Source organism: Bacillus sp. EB01 (assembly GCF_000613125.1).
Classification (GTDB): Bacteria; Bacillota; Bacilli; order Bacillales; family Cytobacillaceae; genus Bacillus_D.
Genome location: NZ_HG964497.1, coordinates 1,195,791 through 1,215,995, shown reverse-complemented (window position 1 = coordinate 1,215,995; position 20,205 = coordinate 1,195,791). Strand labels below are relative to the sequence as shown.

General features: G+C 43.6%; 18 protein-coding genes. 4 read left to right on the top strand and 14 right to left on the bottom strand.

The window, feature by feature from the left end; genetic code table 11:
* Positions 1 to 48: 48 nt before the first annotated feature.
* The 4 genes from TY16_RS05555 to TY16_RS05540 all read right to left on the bottom strand — a co-directional run bounded on the left by TY16_RS05555 (position 49) and on the right by TY16_RS05540 (position 7,936).
* A complete protein-coding gene (locus TY16_RS05555) occupies positions 49 to 1,887 on the bottom strand; it encodes a hypothetical protein (RefSeq protein ID WP_043930800.1) in 1,839 nt (612 codons plus the stop codon).
* 53 nt (positions 1,888 to 1,940) lie between these two features.
* Positions 1,941 to 3,182, bottom strand: coding sequence for a DegT/DnrJ/EryC1/StrS family aminotransferase (locus TY16_RS05550; RefSeq protein ID WP_043930798.1), 1,242 nt, complete (start codon positions 3,180 to 3,182; stop codon positions 1,941 to 1,943).
* Positions 3,183 to 3,197: 15 nt separating this feature from the next.
* Positions 3,198 to 4,901, bottom strand: a complete 1,704-nt coding sequence (locus TY16_RS05545) for a hypothetical protein (protein WP_043930797.1) — start codon at positions 4,899 to 4,901, stop codon at positions 3,198 to 3,200.
* A gap of 197 nt (positions 4,902 to 5,098) precedes the next feature.
* The gene (locus TY16_RS05540) at positions 5,099 to 7,936 is read right to left on the bottom strand and encodes a carbohydrate binding domain-containing protein (protein WP_043930796.1); all 2,838 of its coding nucleotides are present in this window, start codon (positions 7,934 to 7,936) and stop codon (positions 5,099 to 5,101) included.
* 440 nt (positions 7,937 to 8,376) lie between these two features.
* Between TY16_RS05540 and TY16_RS05535 the strand changes: the two genes are divergently transcribed.
* Positions 8,377 to 9,393 (top strand): NAD-dependent epimerase/dehydratase family protein, encoded by a 1,017-nt coding sequence (locus tag TY16_RS05535; protein WP_043930795.1) that lies wholly within the window; start codon positions 8,377 to 8,379, stop codon positions 9,391 to 9,393.
* Position 9,394: 1 nt separating this feature from the next.
* Complete coding sequence (locus tag TY16_RS05530) at positions 9,395 to 10,456, top strand: dihydrodipicolinate synthase family protein (RefSeq protein ID WP_043930793.1); 1,062 nt, start codon at positions 9,395 to 9,397, stop codon at positions 10,454 to 10,456.
* Positions 10,457 to 10,847: 391 nt separating this feature from the next.
* On the opposite strand, the gene TY16_RS05525 is transcribed toward TY16_RS05530, so the two are convergent.
* From TY16_RS05525 to TY16_RS05485, 9 genes are all read right to left on the bottom strand, one after another.
* Positions 10,848 to 12,956, bottom strand: coding sequence for an MMPL family transporter (locus TY16_RS05525; RefSeq protein ID WP_155922151.1), 2,109 nt, complete (start codon positions 12,954 to 12,956; stop codon positions 10,848 to 10,850).
* Between the two features lie 114 nt (positions 12,957 to 13,070).
* On the bottom strand, positions 13,071 to 13,646 hold the full coding sequence (locus tag TY16_RS05520; RefSeq protein ID WP_043930792.1) for a TetR/AcrR family transcriptional regulator: 576 nt from the start codon (positions 13,644 to 13,646) through the stop codon (positions 13,071 to 13,073).
* 141 nt (positions 13,647 to 13,787) lie between these two features.
* Complete coding sequence (locus tag TY16_RS05515) at positions 13,788 to 14,510, bottom strand: DsbA family oxidoreductase (protein WP_043930791.1); 723 nt, start codon at positions 14,508 to 14,510, stop codon at positions 13,788 to 13,790.
* A gap of 398 nt (positions 14,511 to 14,908) precedes the next feature.
* Positions 14,909 to 15,256 (bottom strand): GNAT family N-acetyltransferase, encoded by a 348-nt coding sequence (locus TY16_RS05505; protein WP_043930789.1) that lies wholly within the window; start codon positions 15,254 to 15,256, stop codon positions 14,909 to 14,911.
* A 183-nt stretch (positions 15,257 to 15,439) separates the two neighbouring features.
* Complete coding sequence (locus TY16_RS25565) at positions 15,440 to 15,595, bottom strand: DUF1540 domain-containing protein (RefSeq protein WP_081772893.1); 156 nt, start codon at positions 15,593 to 15,595, stop codon at positions 15,440 to 15,442.
* A 77-nt stretch (positions 15,596 to 15,672) separates the two neighbouring features.
* Entirely contained in the window at positions 15,673 to 16,011 is a 339-nt protein-coding gene (locus tag TY16_RS05500) for a DMT family transporter (RefSeq protein ID WP_043930787.1), read from the bottom strand.
* 40 nt (positions 16,012 to 16,051) lie between these two features.
* The gene (locus tag TY16_RS05495) at positions 16,052 to 16,432 is read right to left on the bottom strand and encodes a RidA family protein (RefSeq protein WP_043930786.1); all 381 of its coding nucleotides are present in this window, start codon (positions 16,430 to 16,432) and stop codon (positions 16,052 to 16,054) included.
* A 110-nt stretch (positions 16,433 to 16,542) separates the two neighbouring features.
* Positions 16,543 to 16,833, bottom strand: a complete 291-nt coding sequence (locus TY16_RS05490; protein ID WP_043930785.1) for a DUF5658 family protein — start codon at positions 16,831 to 16,833, stop codon at positions 16,543 to 16,545.
* Between the two features lie 136 nt (positions 16,834 to 16,969).
* On the bottom strand, positions 16,970 to 17,587 hold the full coding sequence (locus TY16_RS05485; RefSeq protein WP_043930784.1) for a LysE/ArgO family amino acid transporter: 618 nt from the start codon (positions 17,585 to 17,587) through the stop codon (positions 16,970 to 16,972).
* Between the two features lie 99 nt (positions 17,588 to 17,686).
* Here TY16_RS05485 and TY16_RS05480 point away from each other — a divergent pair, with 99 nt between their 5' ends.
* Positions 17,687 to 18,172 (top strand): STAS domain-containing protein, encoded by a 486-nt coding sequence (locus TY16_RS05480; protein ID WP_052342607.1) that lies wholly within the window; start codon positions 17,687 to 17,689, stop codon positions 18,170 to 18,172.
* Positions 18,173 to 18,231: 59 nt separating this feature from the next.
* On the opposite strand, the gene TY16_RS05475 is transcribed toward TY16_RS05480, so the two are convergent.
* Positions 18,232 to 19,785: a hypothetical protein gene (locus tag TY16_RS05475; protein ID WP_043930783.1), complete on the bottom strand. Its 1,554-nt coding sequence runs from the start codon at positions 19,783 to 19,785 to the stop codon at positions 18,232 to 18,234.
* Positions 19,786 to 20,019: 234 nt separating this feature from the next.
* Between TY16_RS05475 and TY16_RS26520 the strand changes: the two genes are divergently transcribed.
* The coding region (locus tag TY16_RS26520; protein ID WP_052342606.1) for a hypothetical protein at positions 20,020 to 20,205 on the top strand (186 nt) is incomplete at its 3' end.

Sequence of the window (20,205 nt, the reverse complement as noted above, 5' to 3'; positions counted from 1 at the left end):
CTCTCATCTCCAATTGGTTTTATAGTCATTCAAGGACAAGGCTAACCGCTACTCCATTTCGGCATATATGCTGCAGAGATGGCTGCCGCTTCCGTAAAAAATCCTGCCTTCATAAAAGGCTATCCCACTTGTTGCATGTAAGGGTAAGGACATGTTAATATTCGGTTCCAGTAAAGCCCCTTCTTGTATCCTGATAGACAAAACCGCCTTGTTCAGCAGGACAAACAGAGTGCTGGAGGAGCGCTCGAACGCAAATCCATTCCGCACTATAGTACCGCAATCGGAAACATCCTTTTGAAATAGCACTTCCTGGGTAAATGGATTGCAGACAAAGTAAAGACTTTTGTCTGTCAGGCAATGGGCTCTGTCGAACGGGTCGACAAAGATTTGGGCAATTTCACGTGCCCCTGCAATAGGGACAAAACTATCCGCCGCTTTTTGCAACTTCCGATCAAAGAGATACAAGCGGGCTTCTTTTTCAGATGTTCTAGCTCCTCCAGGGGTATCAATGCTTGTTCCCCCCAGTATCTCTCCCGTTTTCATTTCGCCAAGGCTGATTGTGCTTTGATTAGGAACCAGCCGGTCATGGGTAACAACAATATTCTTTTGTGTTTCCACATTGTATATACCAAGGCCGCCGCCAACCATGCCGTAACCAGGGAATCCTCCCCATGCGATATGCTGATTGTCCCTTAAAGAAATTGCACAGCGCGGCCGGTGAATATCCTCGGTCCGAAGGAGAAGCCTTGGGTTTTTCCCCTGCACAATAGGCTGCTTCAAATCAAAGCTATACAGCTTGCCACCTGCATAGGCAACGCCGATCATGTAATCGCCCTGGGAGGCATAGGCTGGTATGTTTCCGCCTCCACCTTCTTCAATGACCTCGCCACCGTAATTAGTAATCTCCCCAGTTATGAATTCATAGCGAAATAACTGCAGTGGATGCATCGATGTTCCGTATAGATACCCATCCGGACTGCTATACAAGGTTGATAAAGCTGTCCCGTCCGAATGATACAGTAGTTTTCTCCGTTTTGACAGTCCAATTTCTTTATTCAGAAAAACGGCATATCCCTCCGAAAGGCTATATGAGAGAACCCTATGCTCCGCTTCATTATTCCTGTGGACTTTTTGGAAACCACTGCCGGAAAAATGGGAGGAAGGCAGCTCGGTATCGCTTATTTCCTGGTGAGTACCTTCCGTGAATGTTAGCCACCTGGAAGAATGGTTCACTTCCCTCATATCATTGGCTTGCCAATGCCCGTAAACCGCATTGTCCGTACCCAGGTAAACATACCCGGCTCCTTTATTCCGTTCGGACTTGGGGACGAGGCTTTTTTTTATGCCTTTTACAGAATGGAAAGCGACAATGTCTTTATGCTCGGTACCTATCCCGATATAAACCCATCCCTCCCCATCCACCGCAAGGCTTCCCGCGTATTTTTCAACCGGGTCCATGGAACCGTAATCCACGATTTCCTTGCTTTCAGGGCTGTACCGCAGCAAATGGCAATGGGGGTAAGAAGTAAAGTAAATAAACCCTTGGCGGTCTTCCGCAAAGCTGAGGCCAACAATTTCTTCCCCATTATCAATAGCCTTAGAGAAAACAAAACCTTCCTCCAAAAAGGGGTCAAGAACCAAAAGCATATTTCCGGCACCAGTATAAAAAAGCCCTTTGCTACTAAAAGAGGAATAAGGGTACTCTTTATTGCCATCCGGGAATAAAACCTGCCTCGAAGCTCCAGTTTCAGGGTCTACAATTAATGCAAATCCTTTCGCAGCTATGACAAACCTCGTCTGGCCCTCCTTGATGCAAAAAGCGGCAGTCCTTTCCTCTTCAGCCTGAACCGGAATTCCGTGGTCCATAAATAGCGAGCTTCTTCCCAATGACGTTCCTCCTTTCAACTGTGATAAATCTCGGAAAAAGGGGCCTGCCCTTCTTAACGGGTATAATAAGCGGCAACTTTTTGAATAGCCCCGATCATTTCCTCAACGTCCCCATCAGTATAAAATTCATTAAGGTTAACGCGAATCGCAGTCCCCAGGATAAGTTCCGCGTTAGGGCAGCTGCCTGGCGAATAATCATAAGAATCCTGCTCAAAAGGAAAATGGCTGTTTTTATAGGCATGTTGATTCTGAAACAAAGCCTGAGCATAAAGAACCTTTGGAATATAGCCGGCCTGATTTGGAATGCCTTCAGCTTCGAGGGCTTCGGAAAACTCCTCTCTGGAGCAGGTCAGTTCATCCAAATTCAATGTAAACATATAAAACCAATAGCTGCACCAGCCGCCTTCGGTTATTTTCATAGGATTTATGCCCTTTAATCCGTTCAACCCTTGATTCAGCTTCTCTCCAAGCTGATTCCTCCTTGTGCAAATCCAATCGAGCTTCTTTAGCTGCGCTATGCCGACAGCCCCCTGCAGCTCGGTCATCCGGTAATTCGGTGCCAGGTATTCCAAATCCTTTGTAACCGAACTGCCATGCCGTTGATAGTTTTTATCCGCAAAAGCATGTGTGGTGTAATAATCTTTCTCGTCTCCCGAGTTTACCGTAACAATGCCGCCATCCCCAGTTGAGATATGCTTAAAATCGTTTGTGCTAAAACAGCCATAATCGCCGATTGTCCCAGTGAGTCTTCCTTTGTAGGTTGTAAGATAGCTTTGGGCACAATCTTCTATCACCTTAAGATTATATTTTTTTGCAACCTCCATTATTGAATCCATTTCGCACGGGTTCCCTGCCAGATGGACTACAAGGATTGCTTTGGTTCTCTTCGTAATCTGTTTTTCAATGCTTTCAGCTGTAAGATTGTAGCTATGGGGATCCAAATCGGCAAAGACCGGGACAGCATTTTGATAGAGTATCCCAATGATTGTGCCTTGATCTGTAATCGGGCTCGTAATGACCTCATCGCCCACCGTCACTCCGGCAGCTCCAAGTGCTATATGGAGGGCAGCTGTCCCTGATGAGGCAGCGACGCTGTATTTAACATTGTAGAGATCATTAAAATCGGAGAGAAAGCGCTTAACCTTGTTTCCAAAGTGATAAAACAGTGTGTTCTGTTCCAGTGCCTCCAGTAATTCCCTGGCTTCCTCCAGCCCGAATCGTTTTCCCGTACCAAATGGAGTTGTTTTTACCTTTGGCCCCCCGTTAATTGCCAAGTGGGTGTCCGTATTAATCATTTCGCTCCGCTCCTTTTACAAGACATATGATACTGGCTTGACTTTCCGGCACTGGAAACCAAATCTTGTAACAGATTCCGTATCTCCCTGTAATTGCTTGGTGCCTTTGTCGGCTTCAATAGGAATAAGCAAGACAAGCCCGTCCCGTTCAACTTGGCCGTCAATCTCTATTTCGCCTGAAATTCCTTTTATGGATACTTTTCTTCTTTCCCGTTCCCATTTATTGATTTCTGCACTCGTCCAAAACGTAAATCCCTGGCTTTTGGCCGTTTTAATCAACTTAATAAGTGCCTCCCTGACAGGCGGCTGATTGTAAATATGGAATTGATGGAATAGAAAATGGGCTACGCCATTGACACGTTTCACACCATCAAGGAATGGTTGGATAACACTTGAATCAGCCAATGTATTATGATTTAAATCCTGTGTCAGGAACCCTATTTCCACAACATCATAAAAACGGTTTTTCTCATCCGCCCAGGCAACCGGGAAATAAGGATGGCTTGTGCCGAACAGAAAGCCTATATTCCCCTTTTTGCTTGGCCCTCTTGTCTGGTCGGCCTGAATCCCATGCTTTTCGCACCATGAGAACAGTTCACCCCAACCTTTAAAAAGTGTATAGTGATTCTTATTGGATACAATCTTCTTTGTTTCCGTCGAATTTTTGACCCAGTCCAATTGTGAGATGAATTCAGCCTCCGACCAGATTCCATCATCCTTCTCGAGCGCATTATAATGAAGGGCAATTTCATGGCCTTCATTTTTGATTTTTTCATAGATTGCCGTGCTGTATCCAGGAGCAATCATACACCAGGTTGAATTGACCCCTTCCGATTTCAATGTCTCTAGCGTAATCAAAGCAGATTCATCAACGTTGAGGTCACTATCATGTGAAATCATCGCCATATGCTCGATACCATCCGGCCAATAATCAAGAAATGGAAGTGTCATCCCTTTTTCTGCTGCACATGCAAATACATGCTCCACGATTGCCTCCTTCCAGAGGTCTGCATACGGCAGGTTAAAGTACGGCATTCCTGTGTCAGTCATAGACCGGTCCATGACCCAATCCAATTCGAACCCATCATCCGCTTTTAATAAATCCTCATCCAAATTAGCCGTTCCATCCGGTGCAGGAATGCCATCTTTTTCAACAGGGCCAGTCCCTTGCTGAAATCCTACGATAGTCCTGGGAACCGAAATGGACCAGCGCTCGATTTTCCCATCACCATATTCAATCCGTTGGAATGCAGATTGAGCGAATTGTCCCGGAGCGTCTTTTGTGGTGCTTAACATGCCTTTTGACGACATGGACGAAACGCCCGCAGTATTTTCCCAGGTTTGGGCATTGAGGAAACGAAGCGGCGGCATTTCCTTTGACAACAGGTCTGATAAAAGTGCATATCCTTTTTCCACTCTTCTACCTGCCGCCAAGCCCAGACTTTCTTTCAATCCATCCAAGCCTCCATAGGAAATAAGTGTCCCTCCTGATTGTATATAAGATAATAGTTTTTCAGTTATCACCCCTTGATCCCTGCAAAAAACTTCAATTATCACATCATAGGAATGAAAAGGGGCCTCAATATCGATTTTTTCATATGGAATTCTTAAATGGTCAAACACCTCGAATAGATAAACCTCAAATACATTTTCCCCATCTGCCCATCGCTTTTCCGCTTCTTGCTGGTCAAAAAGAAGACCTAAATTGGCCATCCTCATACTAATTTCACCGTCTCCCTAAATACATGTATGTAACATGTATCTCATTTTCCTTTATAGTATTATACTTTTTAATTTCTTTCAATGAATTGTTCGACAATTAAGAATTATATCTCGCTCTCCCCCGGGTCTATTTTAGCGGCATAAAACGCCCGGGGAAGTAATTCTCTCCCCGGGCTGAAACAAACCAATTATTTTTATTCTTCTTTATTCCCACCTTCATTGTTGATCCAGATTGCAACAGGCTTTGTTTCAACCGTCACACCGTCCAGATTGACCGTTGCGGTTATCAGTACCCTTCCGCTTTTTAAAGCAGTTAAAACGCCATTTTCAATCGAGAGCATTTTTGGCTTGTCAATTTTGTATTCCACAGTTGCACCAGCAAGCTCCAATGTACTTCTTCCCTTTTCAAGGAGTCCTTTCATTTTCAACGGAACGCTGTCTCCAACTCTCAGCTTCTGGTCTTCAACAATGAGTTCCGCATCTTGAAGCTTTACATGAAGCGATTCATCTGAATACTTGAACAGATTAATCCCGCTAGATAGGTAGAAGGAACCGAAGTCATCCTGTGCCATATGATCGACATTGCCCGCAATAAATTCATATGCACCGGTTGCTGGCTCGAATTTAAAAAACTTCCTACTGATGATTCCATAAAAATTCCCGTCTGTGCCTATCTCCAAATAAGCATTTCGCCAGTTGCTTGATGCTTTCGGGTCCAGTTGATGAGAGGAAATGATCTCGTTTGTCTCAGGATTAAGTGAGAACAGGACTCCATCGGCCATTCCCCAAACATTTCCGTCCGGCCCGACTGTCAAAGCTGTTAAAGCCCTCTTGCCGGGAACAGGAACGAATTCAGCGATTTTTTCCTTTTTTTCCACATCCCATACGAAAATCTTTGCTTCTGTAGTGGTGGGTACTGATCCCTGTCCGCCAGCAACTGTAGTTCCGCCGTATACCAAGCCATTTTTATAGGCGAGGGAAACGATACTCTGGTCCGGAATTAGGTTCCAATATACCTCTGGCGCCTTTTCGCTGCCTGGTTCATATATTGCAAACGCTCCGCCCAGATTTCCGTTTTTCGGTACCGTACCTATAAACAGTTGATTATATTCGGAGACGCCTAGCATGGCAAATGGCCGATCCTGAGGGGTATAACCAGGTATTTCTGTATTCTTTTCAAGGCTGAATAGTAAATCAGGATTCAGTGAACTTGAATCGGTCCGATTCCATTCTTTGAATGGATCAAACTCATAAAACTTGGCATTTGGATAGATTCCAAGATACATTTTGCCATTCAGATTGGCCATCCCTTCACTCTGGCCAATCCCATCGAATCGAATATTTTCCCCTGTCGTAGGAACATACGCGCCCATATTCCCAGGAAGATACCCGGCACTGTAGATTTTTCCATCTGGTCCTTTGTTTAGATCATGGATTAAAACCGGCTCAGAAGGCAGTGCCAAATCAGTAAGCTTCAATTTTCCGGTCTCCAGGTTATATTTATACATTTTCCCGCTGTTGCCCGAGAGCCCGACCATGGTATAACCCGGGAAGCCATCTTCATCCAATTGCAAAAACTTGTAGCTGATTGCGCTTCCTTTAATATCAACCCCAAGTGACTTGAACGTATTTGTATCGAGGTCATACTCGTGAAGAATCCCAAGGTGAGTATAATATACTTTGTTCGACACAGGGGATTTACCCGAAGTACCTCGTGACGATTCAGGGATATCAAAGGTTTTTTGTCCCGTATCCCCATTTACTGCTTCGACCAATTGGCCCGTCGCCGTATCAAGGACAAACATTTCAAAGGTGTTTTCTTTCTGAGCAAACAGCTTTCCGTCCACTAAATTCATGTCATATACCGAAATAATATTCGAATATTGAGGCGGCAAGATATTGCGCTTTTCCCCGGTCGCAATGTCAAACTCAATCAGATGCGCTTTATTGCCGACACCTGCATAAAACTTGTGGTTCTTTTCATCATAGACGGTACTCCTTACCCAGCCTTGACCTTCTGCCAATGTTCCAAAGTTCGTAAATTGGTTTGTTGAGGGATCGTACTGATATACACTTCCAGAGCTATATGCGCCTCCGTAAATCGTCCCGTCACTGGCTGTATCCATTGGGTACAGGACCGCATCCGTCGATTTTACTGGATGGCCAAGGTTTACTAATGTATCGGTTTCTGGTATATAGCGGAAGAGATAGCCTTTGTTATAGCCGCCTAAGTAAACGCTTCCATCCGCAGCAACCTTAACTCCCCAAGCACCTGAAGTGTCCTCGAGTGGATAGCTTTTGATAAGCTGCTCTGTTTCAACGTCCACAATCGCAAACTTGGCAGGTGCACCTGCAACAACGGTATATAAAACATCCCGCCCGTTTGCATCCTTGCCAATATCGCCAAGCATGACAGTCGTCTTGGAGACCTGGATACCTAAATCCTCGCCAACCTTTTCAATTGGCAAAATTGGCTTGATTTCAGTCAGGCTGGCATCATCAAAATAATAAGTCCCGGTATTGGCTTGGCCCGAATAGAACAAAATCGCTGCCGAAGCTGCATTATTAGGAGCGGTTGCTGTAACACTGATTTCCTTCCATTCAAGAACAGGCCCTCTCACTGCTTGATTAAAACCGGTAATATATTTACCGGTCTCGTCAAAAAAACGAATATAAATTTCCCCTGACCCTCCGGTATTCTTATGTTTTGCAGAAGCACGATACTCCCAACCTGGGTTGACTGATACATTCTCACTGATCAAGCCGTAGTTTCCTTTATCACTATCCTTTATTTCAAGGCTCTGTTTGCCTGATGCATGCTCATGCGAGGCAACCGTAACGCCGACCGTCCCAAAATTCTGCTTCCAGCCTGGTATTACTCCATTTTCTGCTAGTTCTTCAAACCCCGGATTTACGATTTTCAATTCGGTTTCATTTCCCTGTGCGGATACAAACTTTTGTGTAATTGGATAACCAAGCTGCAAAAACAAGATGCAGCACACTAAAACAATAAAACTTCTTTTCTTGATCATGCTCCCACCCCAATCATTTAAATTTATAAAACTTTTTTAAAAATCCCTCCCATTTTTTAGAATAGTAAGTTAAAATACATGTATGTTACTTGTATTTATATTAAAGTTAATCCCGATTGTTTGAAAAATCAATTATTTTTTGAACGATTGGAAAGAACAGGACTTTTGCCTTATGAACATAATCACGCTTAACACAAAAGCATCATTTGCTCACCCTTTGGAGTCATGAAAACTTGTAGGTGTTCTCACCTCGTTTAGGTTTGCTCTTACGGTCGTCAAGAAGGTCCGTTGGTGACAAGAAGAAAGTTCAGTTTGCTCGCCACGGTCAGCCGAATCCTATGGATTCTCTAAATAGAAACAAGCTCACGGTTGTTGTTTCTACCGTCAAAGGTTGGCAATAGGCAGTTTTATTACTAACAAATGAAATAGAGGTGGCTGGTTTGAAAACAATTGAACAAGTTGAAGAGATTATGACGATTCCTAGCAATGAGTTAATCGAGGATCTCAAAAAGCTGGATGGCGACATTATGATTCTTGGGGTTGCGGGTAAAATGGGGCCTACTTTAGCCAAAATGGCAGTCCGCGCACTAAGGGAAGGCGCTATTTCAAAAAGGGTAATCGGCGTTTCAAGGTTCTCGTCCGGAACCCTCCAAAGTGAGCTTGAGCAAGCTGGCGTTGAAACAATTGCTGCCGATTTACTCGATGATCAGCAGCTTATGGGCCTGCCTGATGTAAAAAATATCATTTATATGGCTGGAACCAAATTTGGTACGAAGGGCAATGAACATAATACATGGGCCATGAATGCTTACCTGCCCGGCAGGGTCGCTGTAAAATTTAAGCAATCACGTATCGTCGTATTCTCAACAGGAAACGTGTACCCCCTTGTTCCAGTTGCAACAGGCGGCTGCGATGAGAATCACTCAGTCAACCCAATCGGGGAGTATGCACAATCTTGCTTGGGAAGGGAAAGAATTTTCACTAATTTCTCAGTCAAAAACCAAACCCCTTTAACGATCTTTCGATTAAATTATGCAATCGATATGCGCTACGGTGTCCTATTGGAAATCGCCCGTCAGGTATTTGCAGGAAAAACCGTCGATTTGACAATGGGTCACGTGAATGTAATCTGGCAGGGAGATGCCAACGAATACGCAATCAGGTCGCTTCTTTTGGCAAATACACCTCCAGAAATCCTGAATGCAACCGGGCCTGAAACAATTTCAGTGCGCTGGCTGGCGGAACAATTTGGAAAGGCTTTTAACAAAGAGGTTTCTTTTGCCAATGAAGAACAGCCTACCGCCTTGCTTAACAACTCTGGAAAGGCCCATAAACTTTTTGGCTACCCGAGGGTTTCTTTGAATCAAATGATCGCGTGGACAGCCGAGTGGGTTGCCGGTGGTGGCGTTACTATAAATAAACCGACCCATTTCCAGGAACGCCAAGGTGCTTATTAATATGTTAAAAAAAGAAATTAAATCGTTATTATTTGACGGAACCGTCATCCCCGCCCAACCTTTGGCGCTTGATAACAACAGGCAATTAGATGAAGAAGCACAGCGAAGGCTGACAAACTACTATATGGATGCTGGCGCCGGAGGCATTGCAGTCGGCGTACATACAACACAATTCGAGATTCGGGATCCGCAATTCAATCTTTTTGAAAAAGTACTGCGCCTTGCAATTGAAGAAATAGATAAGAAAAAGCTCAACCGCCCGTTTATCAAAGTTGCTGGAATTTGCGGACCGACTGAGCAGGCAATAGAGGAAGCACGTACTGCGAGTGGCCTGGGGTATGATTTAGGGCTGCTGAGCAACGGCGGATTGACGTCGATGACAGAGGCTGAACTGCTTGAAAGGACAAGGCGGGTTGCCGAAATCATTCCAGTATTCGGCTTCTATCTCCAGCCTACTGTTGGAGGGCGAGTTTTTAGCTTTGATTTCTGGAGGGAATTTGCAGAAATTCCGAATGTTTATGGAATCAAAATGGCACCCTTTAACCGATATCAAACATTAGATGTTGTCAGGGCTGTCTGCTATTCATCACGATATGACGAAATCGCCCTCTACACCGGCAATGACGACAATATTGTGGCTGATCTGCTTACAACGTATCGCTTTAACGTAAACGGAAGGTTGATTGAAAAACCTATCATCGGCGGCTTGCTGGGCCACTGGGCCGTTTGGACTAAAAAAGCTGTTGAATTGTTTGAAGAAATTAAGCATGTCCGAAACGGGCATATCCTCCCCTCTTCCCTTTTGATTACAGCCCAGGAGGTCACAGATGCAAATGCAGCTTTTTTCGATTCAGCCAATGGATTTAAAGGTTGTATTGCCGGCATTAATGAAGTGCTGGCCAGACAGGGATTGCTAAAAGGAAACTGGTGCCTGCTTGAAAAAGAGAAATTGAGCCCTGGCCAATCAGAAGAAATTAATCGAGTCTACAGAGATTATCCTCACTTAAATGATGATGATTTTGTAAAATCCTTTTTAGGGAAGTATAGAAAAGTGACATCTTAAAAAACATCGGAAAAGGAACACTTTCCAACTGGTTGGAGTGTTCCTTTTTTATCAGGAGAATCCAAGAAAACTATTAAAATTGACATGATTGCCACTAACATTCACTTCCCATACTTTTCATAGATTGGGTGATTTCCCATTAAAGTATCTTTACAGCCCCAGCCCCTGGCGTACGGCCGTCTAATATAAAACCACTATTCGGATCGTTCTTCACCACAAAGTTAGCTCCTTTTCGACATGAAGCATTTTAATCAAACGTTTGATTAAATTTCTTCAATAGGTTGAGTCTTCTGGGCTTAGCCAAAAAAGTCCCTGCAGAAAAAGTCGAAAAACCTGCTGCTGCCTCCCCCAAAATAGGGCATCCCACAACGGGACACCCTCTTCATTCCAACTATGCTTCTTGCTTTACTGCTTTATCTTTTTCAAAAAATACTATTAGCCCCGGCAGCAATATGCCTCTGATTAGGAACGTATCGAGAAGGATGCCGACCGCGACGATGAAACCGAACACGAACAGCAGCTGGATTGGCTGGGTCATTAGGACAGCAAATGTTGCGGCAACAATAATTCCCGCCGAAGAAATGACGCCTCCTGTATTGGCTACTGCAATTTCAACTGCTTCTTTCACGCTATGCTTTTTCCTTTCCTCCTGGAAGCGGGAAATCAGCATAATATTATAGTCAATTCCAAGAGCAACCAGGAATACAAACGAGTATAGCGGAACTCTGTTTGAAATCGTATCAATATCGAAGAACAGATTCGTCAGGAACATCCCCAGCCCAAGCGCAGCCAAAAATGAGACCAGGATTGTGCCCATCATGTAAATCGGCATTCTGATCGTTTTAGTCAGGACAATCAGCATGATAAAAATGAGCAGTGTTTCGAGAGCGACAATGACAAGTAAATCCCTGTCATTGATTGCACGGTCATCAACAGATCCCGCGGTTTCACCCGCAAAGTACAAATCACCATCCAGTCCGCTGGCATCGGCAATTTTATCCTTGTCAGTAATCATGTCTTCCATCGCATTAATAGATTCAACCGAGTAGGGGCTATCCTCAAATGTCAGCTGGTAATTCAGGACCTTGCCATCCTCCGCGGTTCCGTTAAGGCGGACATTGCTTACCAATGTCTGAGCGGACAGTTCGTCTGCAAGTGCCTTCTGCTGTTCTTCGGATACCGCCTCCGTGCCCTCAAAAATTACAGTTGTCGGGGCAAGGTCGCCTTTTTCAAATTTTTCTTCGAGGATATTATAGCCCTGGCGAGACGGCATGTCCTCAGGGAAGGAATTCATCGTATTAAACTCGTATTTCAGATTGAACATATTACTTGCCGACAACAGGAGGAAGATTGAAACCAATGCAACCGCCACACCAGGCTTTCTGGTTACAAAGCGGCCAATCCTGCTCCAAATCGAATTGTTCTTAACTTTTTCATCTCCAACATGAGGGACCTTTGGCCAAAAAGACTTTCTTCCAAACAGTGTGAATAAAGCTGGAACAAGTGTAACCGATGCAATCATGATGATCGCCATAGCTGTTGCGAATGTTGGTGCAAAATTGCGGTAATCTCCAAATTGAGCAAAGAACAGGACAAGCATCGCGGCAAGAACCGTACCTCCAGAGAAAAATACCGGCATACCTGTTTCCCGCATAGCCAGACTCATTGCCTCGAATTTATCTTCATGTTGCTTTAGTTCTTCACGGTATCGGGAGAATACAAATAGAGAGTAATCAATAACGGCAGCAAACAACAGGATCGACATGATTGACAACGTCTGATTGCCTATTTCCAAACCTACCATTCCCATCAAACCAAGAACCTGCATGACCGCTTCATATACAAATGCAGCTGCCAGCAGAGGAATGAGTGCCAATAGTGGCGACCGGTAAATGACGATAAGTAAAACAAGAATTAGTCCAACGGTCGACAGGATTAATACTACATCCGCACGAGAAAATAAGTCCAGCGAGTCGGAAGCGATTCCTGCCGGGCCGGTAATATACAAATTTAAGTTGGAGGCATCACCAGCAACCTCCTTGATCTTCTCCTTGGACTCTTTGATTTCCTTATTATCAAGTGAAGCATCAAGTATCAGGGGGATTACCGCGGTTGATTTATCCTCTGATAAAAATCCAGCCGCTGCCTGTGGAGGTAACGCGGACAAAGGAATCACTTCGTCAACACCGTTAATTTCTGCTACTGAAATTTCATCCATTACCTTAGCAAGATCTGCAATTTCAATATCACCTTGGCCGGACTGAAACACCAATATTGGAGGTATCCCTGCATTATCTGAAAAATAATCATCCACCTTACTTTGAGCTAGTACAGATTGAGCGTCTTTCGGGAGGGAATCGATACTGGTAACCTCATATTCTTTCGCTCCCGGTGCAAAAACCGCCAATGCCATAGTGGCGACAAGCCAGACAGCCAGTGTAATCCACATTCCCTTTTTCGTCGTCACCCGGTCTGTTATGGTCTGCAGGAATGTTGTCAATTCCCCACTTCCTTTCTTTTCGCCCTTTATAGTGACACATCTGTCACTTTGATAAAAAAATAAATGACACCTCTGTCACAAAGAAATTATCCTTTAAAGTAACAGCAGTGTCAATTAATTATTTTTTACCATTCCATAGCAAATTAGTTTACCGATGCCTGCTATCCACTCATCCTGAGGAATCCCAAAATGGTTCGGGATTGAAACAGATTGAAAGATATAACCAAGAATTAAAGCATCAGGCAGCCCGGGCTTAAGCATCCCTTCTTGTCGCCCTGTCTCAATAAAGGCTTGAAGGCTGTCATACATTTTGAGATGGAGCTTTTCCAGCTGCGCTTTGTTTTGCCTCACCTTCTCATTAATAACCGCCGGGACTTGCTGGCCAATTTCAATTAACTGTTTCAACTCGGGATTCTTGAACATTAGATTTAACAGGAAATCCAATTGGGGCAAAAATCCTTCAATAGAATGAATCTCCTCTACTTCGAAAAGAAACTGGTTCATTTCATATAGCATGAATTCGGTAATCAATTCTTCCCGGTTCTCATAATACTTATATAAGGTCCCCCTTGACACATTCAGGGCTTCAGCCAATATGCTAAAGGTAAACCCTTCATAGCCATGCTCGAGCAACAGCCTTTGTGTCTCACGAAACAATTCATCTGTGGAAAATTTACGGTCCCTCGCCATACAATCGCTCCTTTGGGACGAACACCCATCCCTTTCTCCGATGGTATCACCTTCTGAAAAAACCTTCAAGCCAAGCAGGGTTCGGTAATTTGATTTCCTTCAATAAAAAATCCCGGCAAAGGTTTTATTCTGCCGGGGTGATCATTCCTTCTCGTTAACTTCGCAGCACCCATCGACGCAAAAGTCCGTTCCTGAACTTGTGCCGTGGATTTTTTGGACGGGTCTGTCTTTCTCTTCTTCCCATACCTTTTCAAGTGCCTGCAATAATACTTCCGCAGGCTGGGCACCGGATAACGCATATTTGTCGTTTAATACAAAAAACGGTACCCCCCTTACCCCAATTTGCCGAGCCTCATCTATATCGTTGCGCACATCCTTAGCAAAACGATTCGTACTCAGGACCTCCTCAACCTCGGATCTTTCAAGCCCCGATTCGATAGCTAATTCAATAAGCGTCTCATGATCGCTGAGTAGCCTTGACTCCGTAAAATATGCATGCAGAAAACGCTCGGTAACTTCTATACCCTTTCCTTTTTGTTCTGCAAGCTTAGCTATCCGCTGAGCATCAAATGTATTTGTATATTTCATTGTGTCGAATTTATAATTCAAACCAACTGTTTTGGCCTGCTGGGCTACCTGCTGATTCATTGCAATTGTTTGATTGAGCGGCAGTCCCTTCAGCTCTGAAAATGTTTCATAAAAGTTCTTTCCCGGGATATGTCTTGCGTTTGGATCCAATTGGTAACTTTTATGTTCTATGGTAATCTTATCGCTGTGTGCAAACTGTTCCAGTGCAGCCTCCAGCCGCCTTTTCCCGATGTAGCAGAATGGACATACGAAATCTGACCAAACTTCTATTTTCATACATACGCTCCTCGTATTACTGCTTTAAACACTAGTTTTTACTATTAACAATATGATTATATACCCGTTGTATGAAATGGTCTTCTATCCTGCCTGAATTTACACTGGTCGTAATTCAAGATTCTTCCTATTTATATTATAGAAGGCATGATGGCTTCAAGTACTTTTGCTCGATGTGGATGATCCGAATGGATGAACTCAAAAGCGGAGAAAATCCCTTTCTTAATTTGCTCTTTTGTTGGGACGGGTTCCGCTTCTGATGGTTTAAAATAAAGGTACATTGGAATCGCTCCAGTTTCTGTAGGAAGTTTATAATCAACCTTCAAGCGAATTGCGCCATTTTTTTCATAGAACCGAATACGGCTGACTTGTTCTTGCCTAGCTGCACCTTCAGTTTCCTAAGGAATCTCCACCTCTATAAACAAACCAAGATAGCCCTCCACATGAGATTTGGAGAGCATGTCTAGAAAAATACTGCCGTACCCTCCCTGACGGAATTCTTTCGTAATGGCCAGGTAGTCCAGCCAACTGGCGTTTAGTGATGGGAGATTGTAAACAAAAGCATAGCCAACTATCTCTCCGGACTCAATCGTTTTTGCAAGTATAAGCTTATATCTTTGATTTTCCATTAGAGCATGTAACTGCCTGTAGGATTTTAATTCCTCCGGAGCAAAGTCCTCTTTTGCTAATTCATATATATGTTCCAGATCGTCATATGATCCTTCGGCTAATTCAATTTTCTTCATGTTTTATCCCTTCGGTTAAGTTATAGAAACAGAATAACACTTGTTTTCTAAATAGAAAGTGCCGGTGATTCAATTCTTACCATGAATTGTCTTATGTTATCTCTTCTAGGCAAATTTTCACCATAAAAAAAGCCGCCTGGGATATTTGTCCCGGCGGCCATCTTACCTTCATCACATTAACGGTTATTCCCGATGTTCAAACGTTTTGCAGGCGGTTTCCATTACGTTTGCAGCTTCATTGTCATGATGGGCGATAACCATAATCGAGTCGGCAACGCATTGGTCCCCTTCTGCCCAATATTTGCAGTTTTCCACATCACATTTCACTTCAATCTTCATGGTGGCACCTCCTATAAGGTCTGTACTCTCTTGTACCCGAATATGGAGGTAAGTAATCCTTTAAGGCCACAACTCTATCAATCTACCGCTTGTCCCTGCCCTGGCCCGAAAAATTGGAGGACTGCAACACCAAGAACAATTAAAGCAATTCCGATTATACTCCCAGGAGTAACCTTCTCTTTCCAAAGTAAGACAGAAATGATCACAGTTGCGACTGTCCCAAGCCCTGACCAAAGTGCGTAGGCTATATTCAGCGGAATCGTTTTAAGGCTAAGTGACAGAAAGTAGAAAGCAATGAAAAAGCTCGCAAGGACTCCAATCGTGGGCAACAGCTTTGAAAATCCTGCGGACGCTTTGATTAGTGATGTTCCAATCAGTTCAGCCACAATTGCAAATGCCAGATAGTAATAGCCCAAGTGTTGTCCTCCCTTTTGATGTGTGAATATGTGTATTTCTTTAAGGCCTTTTGGCTATCATTTCTATTTCGACCTCAGCCCCAAGCGGTAACCCAAGGACTGCAACAGTTGTCCTTGCTGGGAAGGGTTCTGAAAAACGGGCAGCATACACTTCATTCATATCAGCGAAGTTCTTCATATCTGTCAAAAACACATTAACTTTCATAACATCGTCAGGGGTAAGACCTGAAGCCTCAAGAACAGCGAACAAGTTCTTAAAGCATTGTGCTGTCTGTTCCTTGATTCCACCCTTTACTAACTCTCCTGTTTCAGCATTGACTGGGGTCTGACCCGAAAGAAATACCAACTCTCCAGCTTCAACAGCATGGGAGTACGGCCCGACTGATTTTGCTCCCTTTGCTTCAAATACTCTTCTACTCATGATGTTCTCCCTAATTTTTATTTTTTTACAACATATTTATTAGTTCGGTTCAATGATGCTCTTTTCCTTCATAGAGCAAAAAACTTAACCCACACCATGGGCTAAGTTTTTCAAGACATGTTCACGATGCCGATCCAGTACAGGTGAAGGACAGCCAATAATGAGTAAATGCTATTACCTGTTATCAATGAATATTTGAAAACTGGTTTCTTCAATTCAACCTTATAGAGAATATATAGAAGCGCCAGACTCAAAAGGGCTTTCAACCCCAAAATGCCTTCAGGGGGCATCCAGGCAAGTACTGGATTACCTTCCTCAATTAAATTCAACTTCAGGCCTGCATAAGTACATAATCCATCAAAGAAGTTCAAGGCCGCAAACAAATAACCCCATCTTTTCAAGGAATCCAACCCTTCCCACAATACTAGCTATCATGATCCTTAGTATTGTTTTTCCATTCCTACTTTACCTTATTCACCAATTCCTTAAACTAGCAGCGAAAAAGGAAATGTAAGCAGTGGGATTTGGGAAATATCATTAAAAGCTGGTTAACACCTGATAGGCCATATAAAGCGCCAGTGCCCAAATAATAAATGCGGAAACCCGGTTTAGTTTTTTCAAAAGAATGCCGTCAGTATCAAGCTGCCCAGTCTTCCTTCCGGCAAAGGCCAGCCCAAAGAACCACAACCACGAGACAGCCACACATCCCATGGCAAACAAGCCTTTCTCAAATCCAGGATAAATGGCAGATGTTGTTCCAATAACACCAATTGTATCCATAATGGCGTGCGGGTTAAGAAGAGAGACCGAAGCAGCAAAGGCAACCTGCCTTTTAGCAGACATTACCGTGGCTTTTTCTTTTTTTCCAGGTGAGACATTCGTTCTCCATAACGTCCAGCCCATATAAAACAGGAATAAGCAGCCAACCGTAAAAAACAAATTCTGGATCCAGCTAAATCTTAAGATGATCACCGATACCCCGCCAACTGCAAGGAGAATCAGTATCGTATCGCAAATGGCCGCGGTTAAGATGGCCGGAAGCGCTCCTTTATAGCGGCTTTGAACGGCACCTTGATTAAAAATAAACACATTTTGTACTCCAAGCGGCAAAATCAGGCCAAAAGCCAGCAACATTCCATGCAACAAAGCCTCCAAATTAAATTCCTCCATTGGGAAATAAGACCAATAACTTTCCTTTTCGTATAATTAAAAATATACTGATAGTATACTTAAAAACTGTTTTGTGAGGTTACTATGACTGAACAACCTGAATTGAAGTTACTAATGGAAAAAAACCAGCAGCTTGAGAATCGAATTCTTGAGCTTGAAAATCTTGTCCGCAATGTTTCTGTGCCGATCATCCCTTCCATTATACCCGGAGTTATCTTAATTCCAATTGCGGGTGAAGCATCCCCCGCCCTGTTCGATTTGATTACACCGGAGATACTGCGCCATGCAAGCAACGAGGAAATCGACACCGCAGTTCTTGACTTTACTGCGATTAGCGTGAAGGAACTTGGGGATTTGAGTGTTCTCGGCCACTACTTGATGAACCTGGTCACATCTCTGAACCTGATAGGCGTGCAGGTGGCCATCGTCGGAATTACTCCGCAGTTTGCCCAGGAATTGGTCCTCTCAAAGCTAGGATTTATTCACACGCTTCAAACCTTTTCTACTTTTAAGGCCGCTCTCCAGCATTTGATGAAGGAAAAAGGCATAAAGTTCGCCCGGACAACCTAACTTCTCTTGGAAAAAGCAGCCCGGACCTCATGTCCAGGCTGCTGCTGCTGTTAATAGAGTCAACTAAGCCACTTGTATATCTCAAGCACCGTTTTTTCGACATTTGACTGGCCTTTTAAATAATAAACCCGAATTCCTGTTCCTCTTAGTTCTTTCATAATCCTATTGTAGAAAGCATGCGATAGAACCGAAGTATTGATAAAGATGGCATCGGCACGCTTGATTTTTGATAAACTCCTGCTTTTTAAGTCGATGTCAAAAAACTCAATAGATGATAAGACAGTTCTAATTTTCTGCTGCCAGTTTTGGCTTCCGCCGAAAATGATAACTCGTTTAGAAGCAATCAGGTCTGCCATAGCTTCAAGAGATGGAGCTTTTTCTAGAAGGCAGTCAGGGTCTTCCTCCATGTAAACAAAATCCCTTAAAGCATGGACCTCATCACTGTAATCCTCCATGCTTTCAAGTCTCTGCTCCAACTGCCGTATTCTCATTCTAGCCTCACGAAGTTCATTTTCAAGGCATGTGCGTTCATTTTCTAAGCTCTTTCTTGAAAGCTGCCACTCCCGTTCCTTCTTTAGCTGTACGGCTTCCTGTTGAAGGATGGCTGCCTCTTTCGATTTCAATTCAACATAATGCTCCTGCTTCGACTCATCCAGGAAAAACTGCTTTGCTTCTTTATATAATGACGCAATGCAGCTCAAGTACAGGCTTGCGATGAAAAACAAATCCTGTTCTTCCGCTGAAATTTCATTGTATTTTTTAGCATAAAGGAGCTCTAGAAGTGCGCGGTCAAGATCCTTCTTTGTAAACGGAACTTGTTCTGTGGCATCGAGTTCGTTTATACCAATTGCCTTTAGCCATCCTCCCATTGCACCGATGTACTTCCCCGGTGATAGCTGGAACATTTTCTGATGGGCAGCTTCCGAATCAAACTGCATATCCTGCTCGTATACTTTTCGAAGGCTTATCCCAAGCATGTACTCAAGAAAGGAACCGAGGGAGTCGAATTCTGGATTCTCTGGTATCCTATATGCCTCATACAAGGAGCCAATTTCCTCACGATAATCCTCAATATGCTGATCAGAGAAATTCAATTCCCCTACTTTAGCTTCGCGCAAGGAGGAATGCAGCATGTCCTGGAACGATTCCCATGTAACCGAAAGCTTCTGGATTGGCTTGTCCTCCCTGCTGCATAAGTACCAAAGGACAATATTTTGGTAAAACAATTCAATTTCTTTAATCGTCCTGTACTTTTGCCGTTTTGCATAGGCTCGTATGAATTGTTCGAAGTCTATTTGTTCGTTCCGCTGTACGAATAACCAGGCAAATTTGTAGCCTTTTTTAATCAGGGAATCGAGCTGGGCATATTTCCCGTGCTCGGTACACCACTCCACAATCCCCACAACCTGCCTAATTTTCTCTTCATTCTTGGTGGAATACATGGAAAACAGCGGGTTTCCTTTCAGCCCGCTTCGAAGATACGCTTCATAATAATCCCATTCCTTGGTCCGATAGGTTTCGTCAATCTGCTGGTGCAAGAAGGGATTACCACCAAGGGCTATGCTCAAAAACAGCTTCTGTTCCTCTTGAAGGTCGGGGGGTTGGTTGGCCATAGAGCAGCACATCCTGTTCAAAAAACAGTATCTACCATTTTACTATACTATTATCCGGTACATTGTGTTGAAAAAACCTTTGAAATTGGGCAGATATTTATCCGGATTTGGCTTATTTTAGTGTAACTTTTTTTCATACAACATCAATAAGTCTAGGATTCCGAGCACAAAACTTCTTCCGTAAGGTGCAGCCATATATAATAAAGATAAAAGAAAGAAAAGGGGGCGACCCAGTTGCAAATACTAATGGATAAAGAGTCGAAACGATGGATTGAGGCGAAGGGAAGAGAACTGACTGTTAAAATTCTTGAAGCCAAGGCCTGCTGCGCACCAGGCGTACAGGAGGTAATCGCCGTACCGGGGAAACCGAAGAAGACCGAATACTTTAATCAAGTAAACTATGAAGACCTTTCCATTTAT

What these genes read in the sequence shown, in the direction of transcription:
- TY16_RS05550 (WP_043930798.1), bottom strand. Translation starts at nt 3,182, where the DNA reads ATGATTAATACGGACACCCACTTGGCAATTAACGGGGGGCCAAAGGTA.
- TY16_RS05545 (WP_043930797.1), bottom strand. Translation starts at nt 4,901, where the DNA reads ATGAGGATGGCCAATTTAGGTCTTCTTTTTGACCAGCAAGAAGCGGAA.
- TY16_RS05540 (WP_043930796.1), bottom strand. Translation starts at nt 7,936, where the DNA reads ATGATCAAGAAAAGAAGTTTTATTGTTTTAGTGTGCTGCATCTTGTTT.
- TY16_RS05530 (WP_043930793.1), top strand. Translation starts at nt 9,395, where the DNA reads ATGTTAAAAAAAGAAATTAAATCGTTATTATTTGACGGAACCGTCATC.
- TY16_RS05520 (WP_043930792.1), bottom strand. Translation starts at nt 13,646, where the DNA reads ATGGCGAGGGACCGTAAATTTTCCACAGATGAATTGTTTCGTGAGACA.
- TY16_RS05515 (WP_043930791.1), bottom strand. Translation starts at nt 14,510, where the DNA reads ATGAAAATAGAAGTTTGGTCAGATTTCGTATGTCCATTCTGCTACATC.
- TY16_RS05505 (WP_043930789.1), bottom strand. Translation starts at nt 15,256, where the DNA reads ATGAAGAAAATTGAATTAGCCGAAGGATCATATGACGATCTGGAACAT.
- TY16_RS25565 (WP_081772893.1), bottom strand. Translation starts at nt 15,595, where the DNA reads ATGAAGATTGAAGTGAAATGTGATGTGGAAAACTGCAAATATTGGGCA.
- TY16_RS05495 (WP_043930786.1), bottom strand. Translation starts at nt 16,432, where the DNA reads ATGAGTAGAAGAGTATTTGAAGCAAAGGGAGCAAAATCAGTCGGGCCG.
- TY16_RS05480 (WP_052342607.1), top strand. Translation starts at nt 17,687, where the DNA reads ATGACTGAACAACCTGAATTGAAGTTACTAATGGAAAAAAACCAGCAG.
- TY16_RS05475 (WP_043930783.1), bottom strand. Translation starts at nt 19,785, where the DNA reads ATGGCCAACCAACCCCCCGACCTTCAAGAGGAACAGAAGCTGTTTTTG.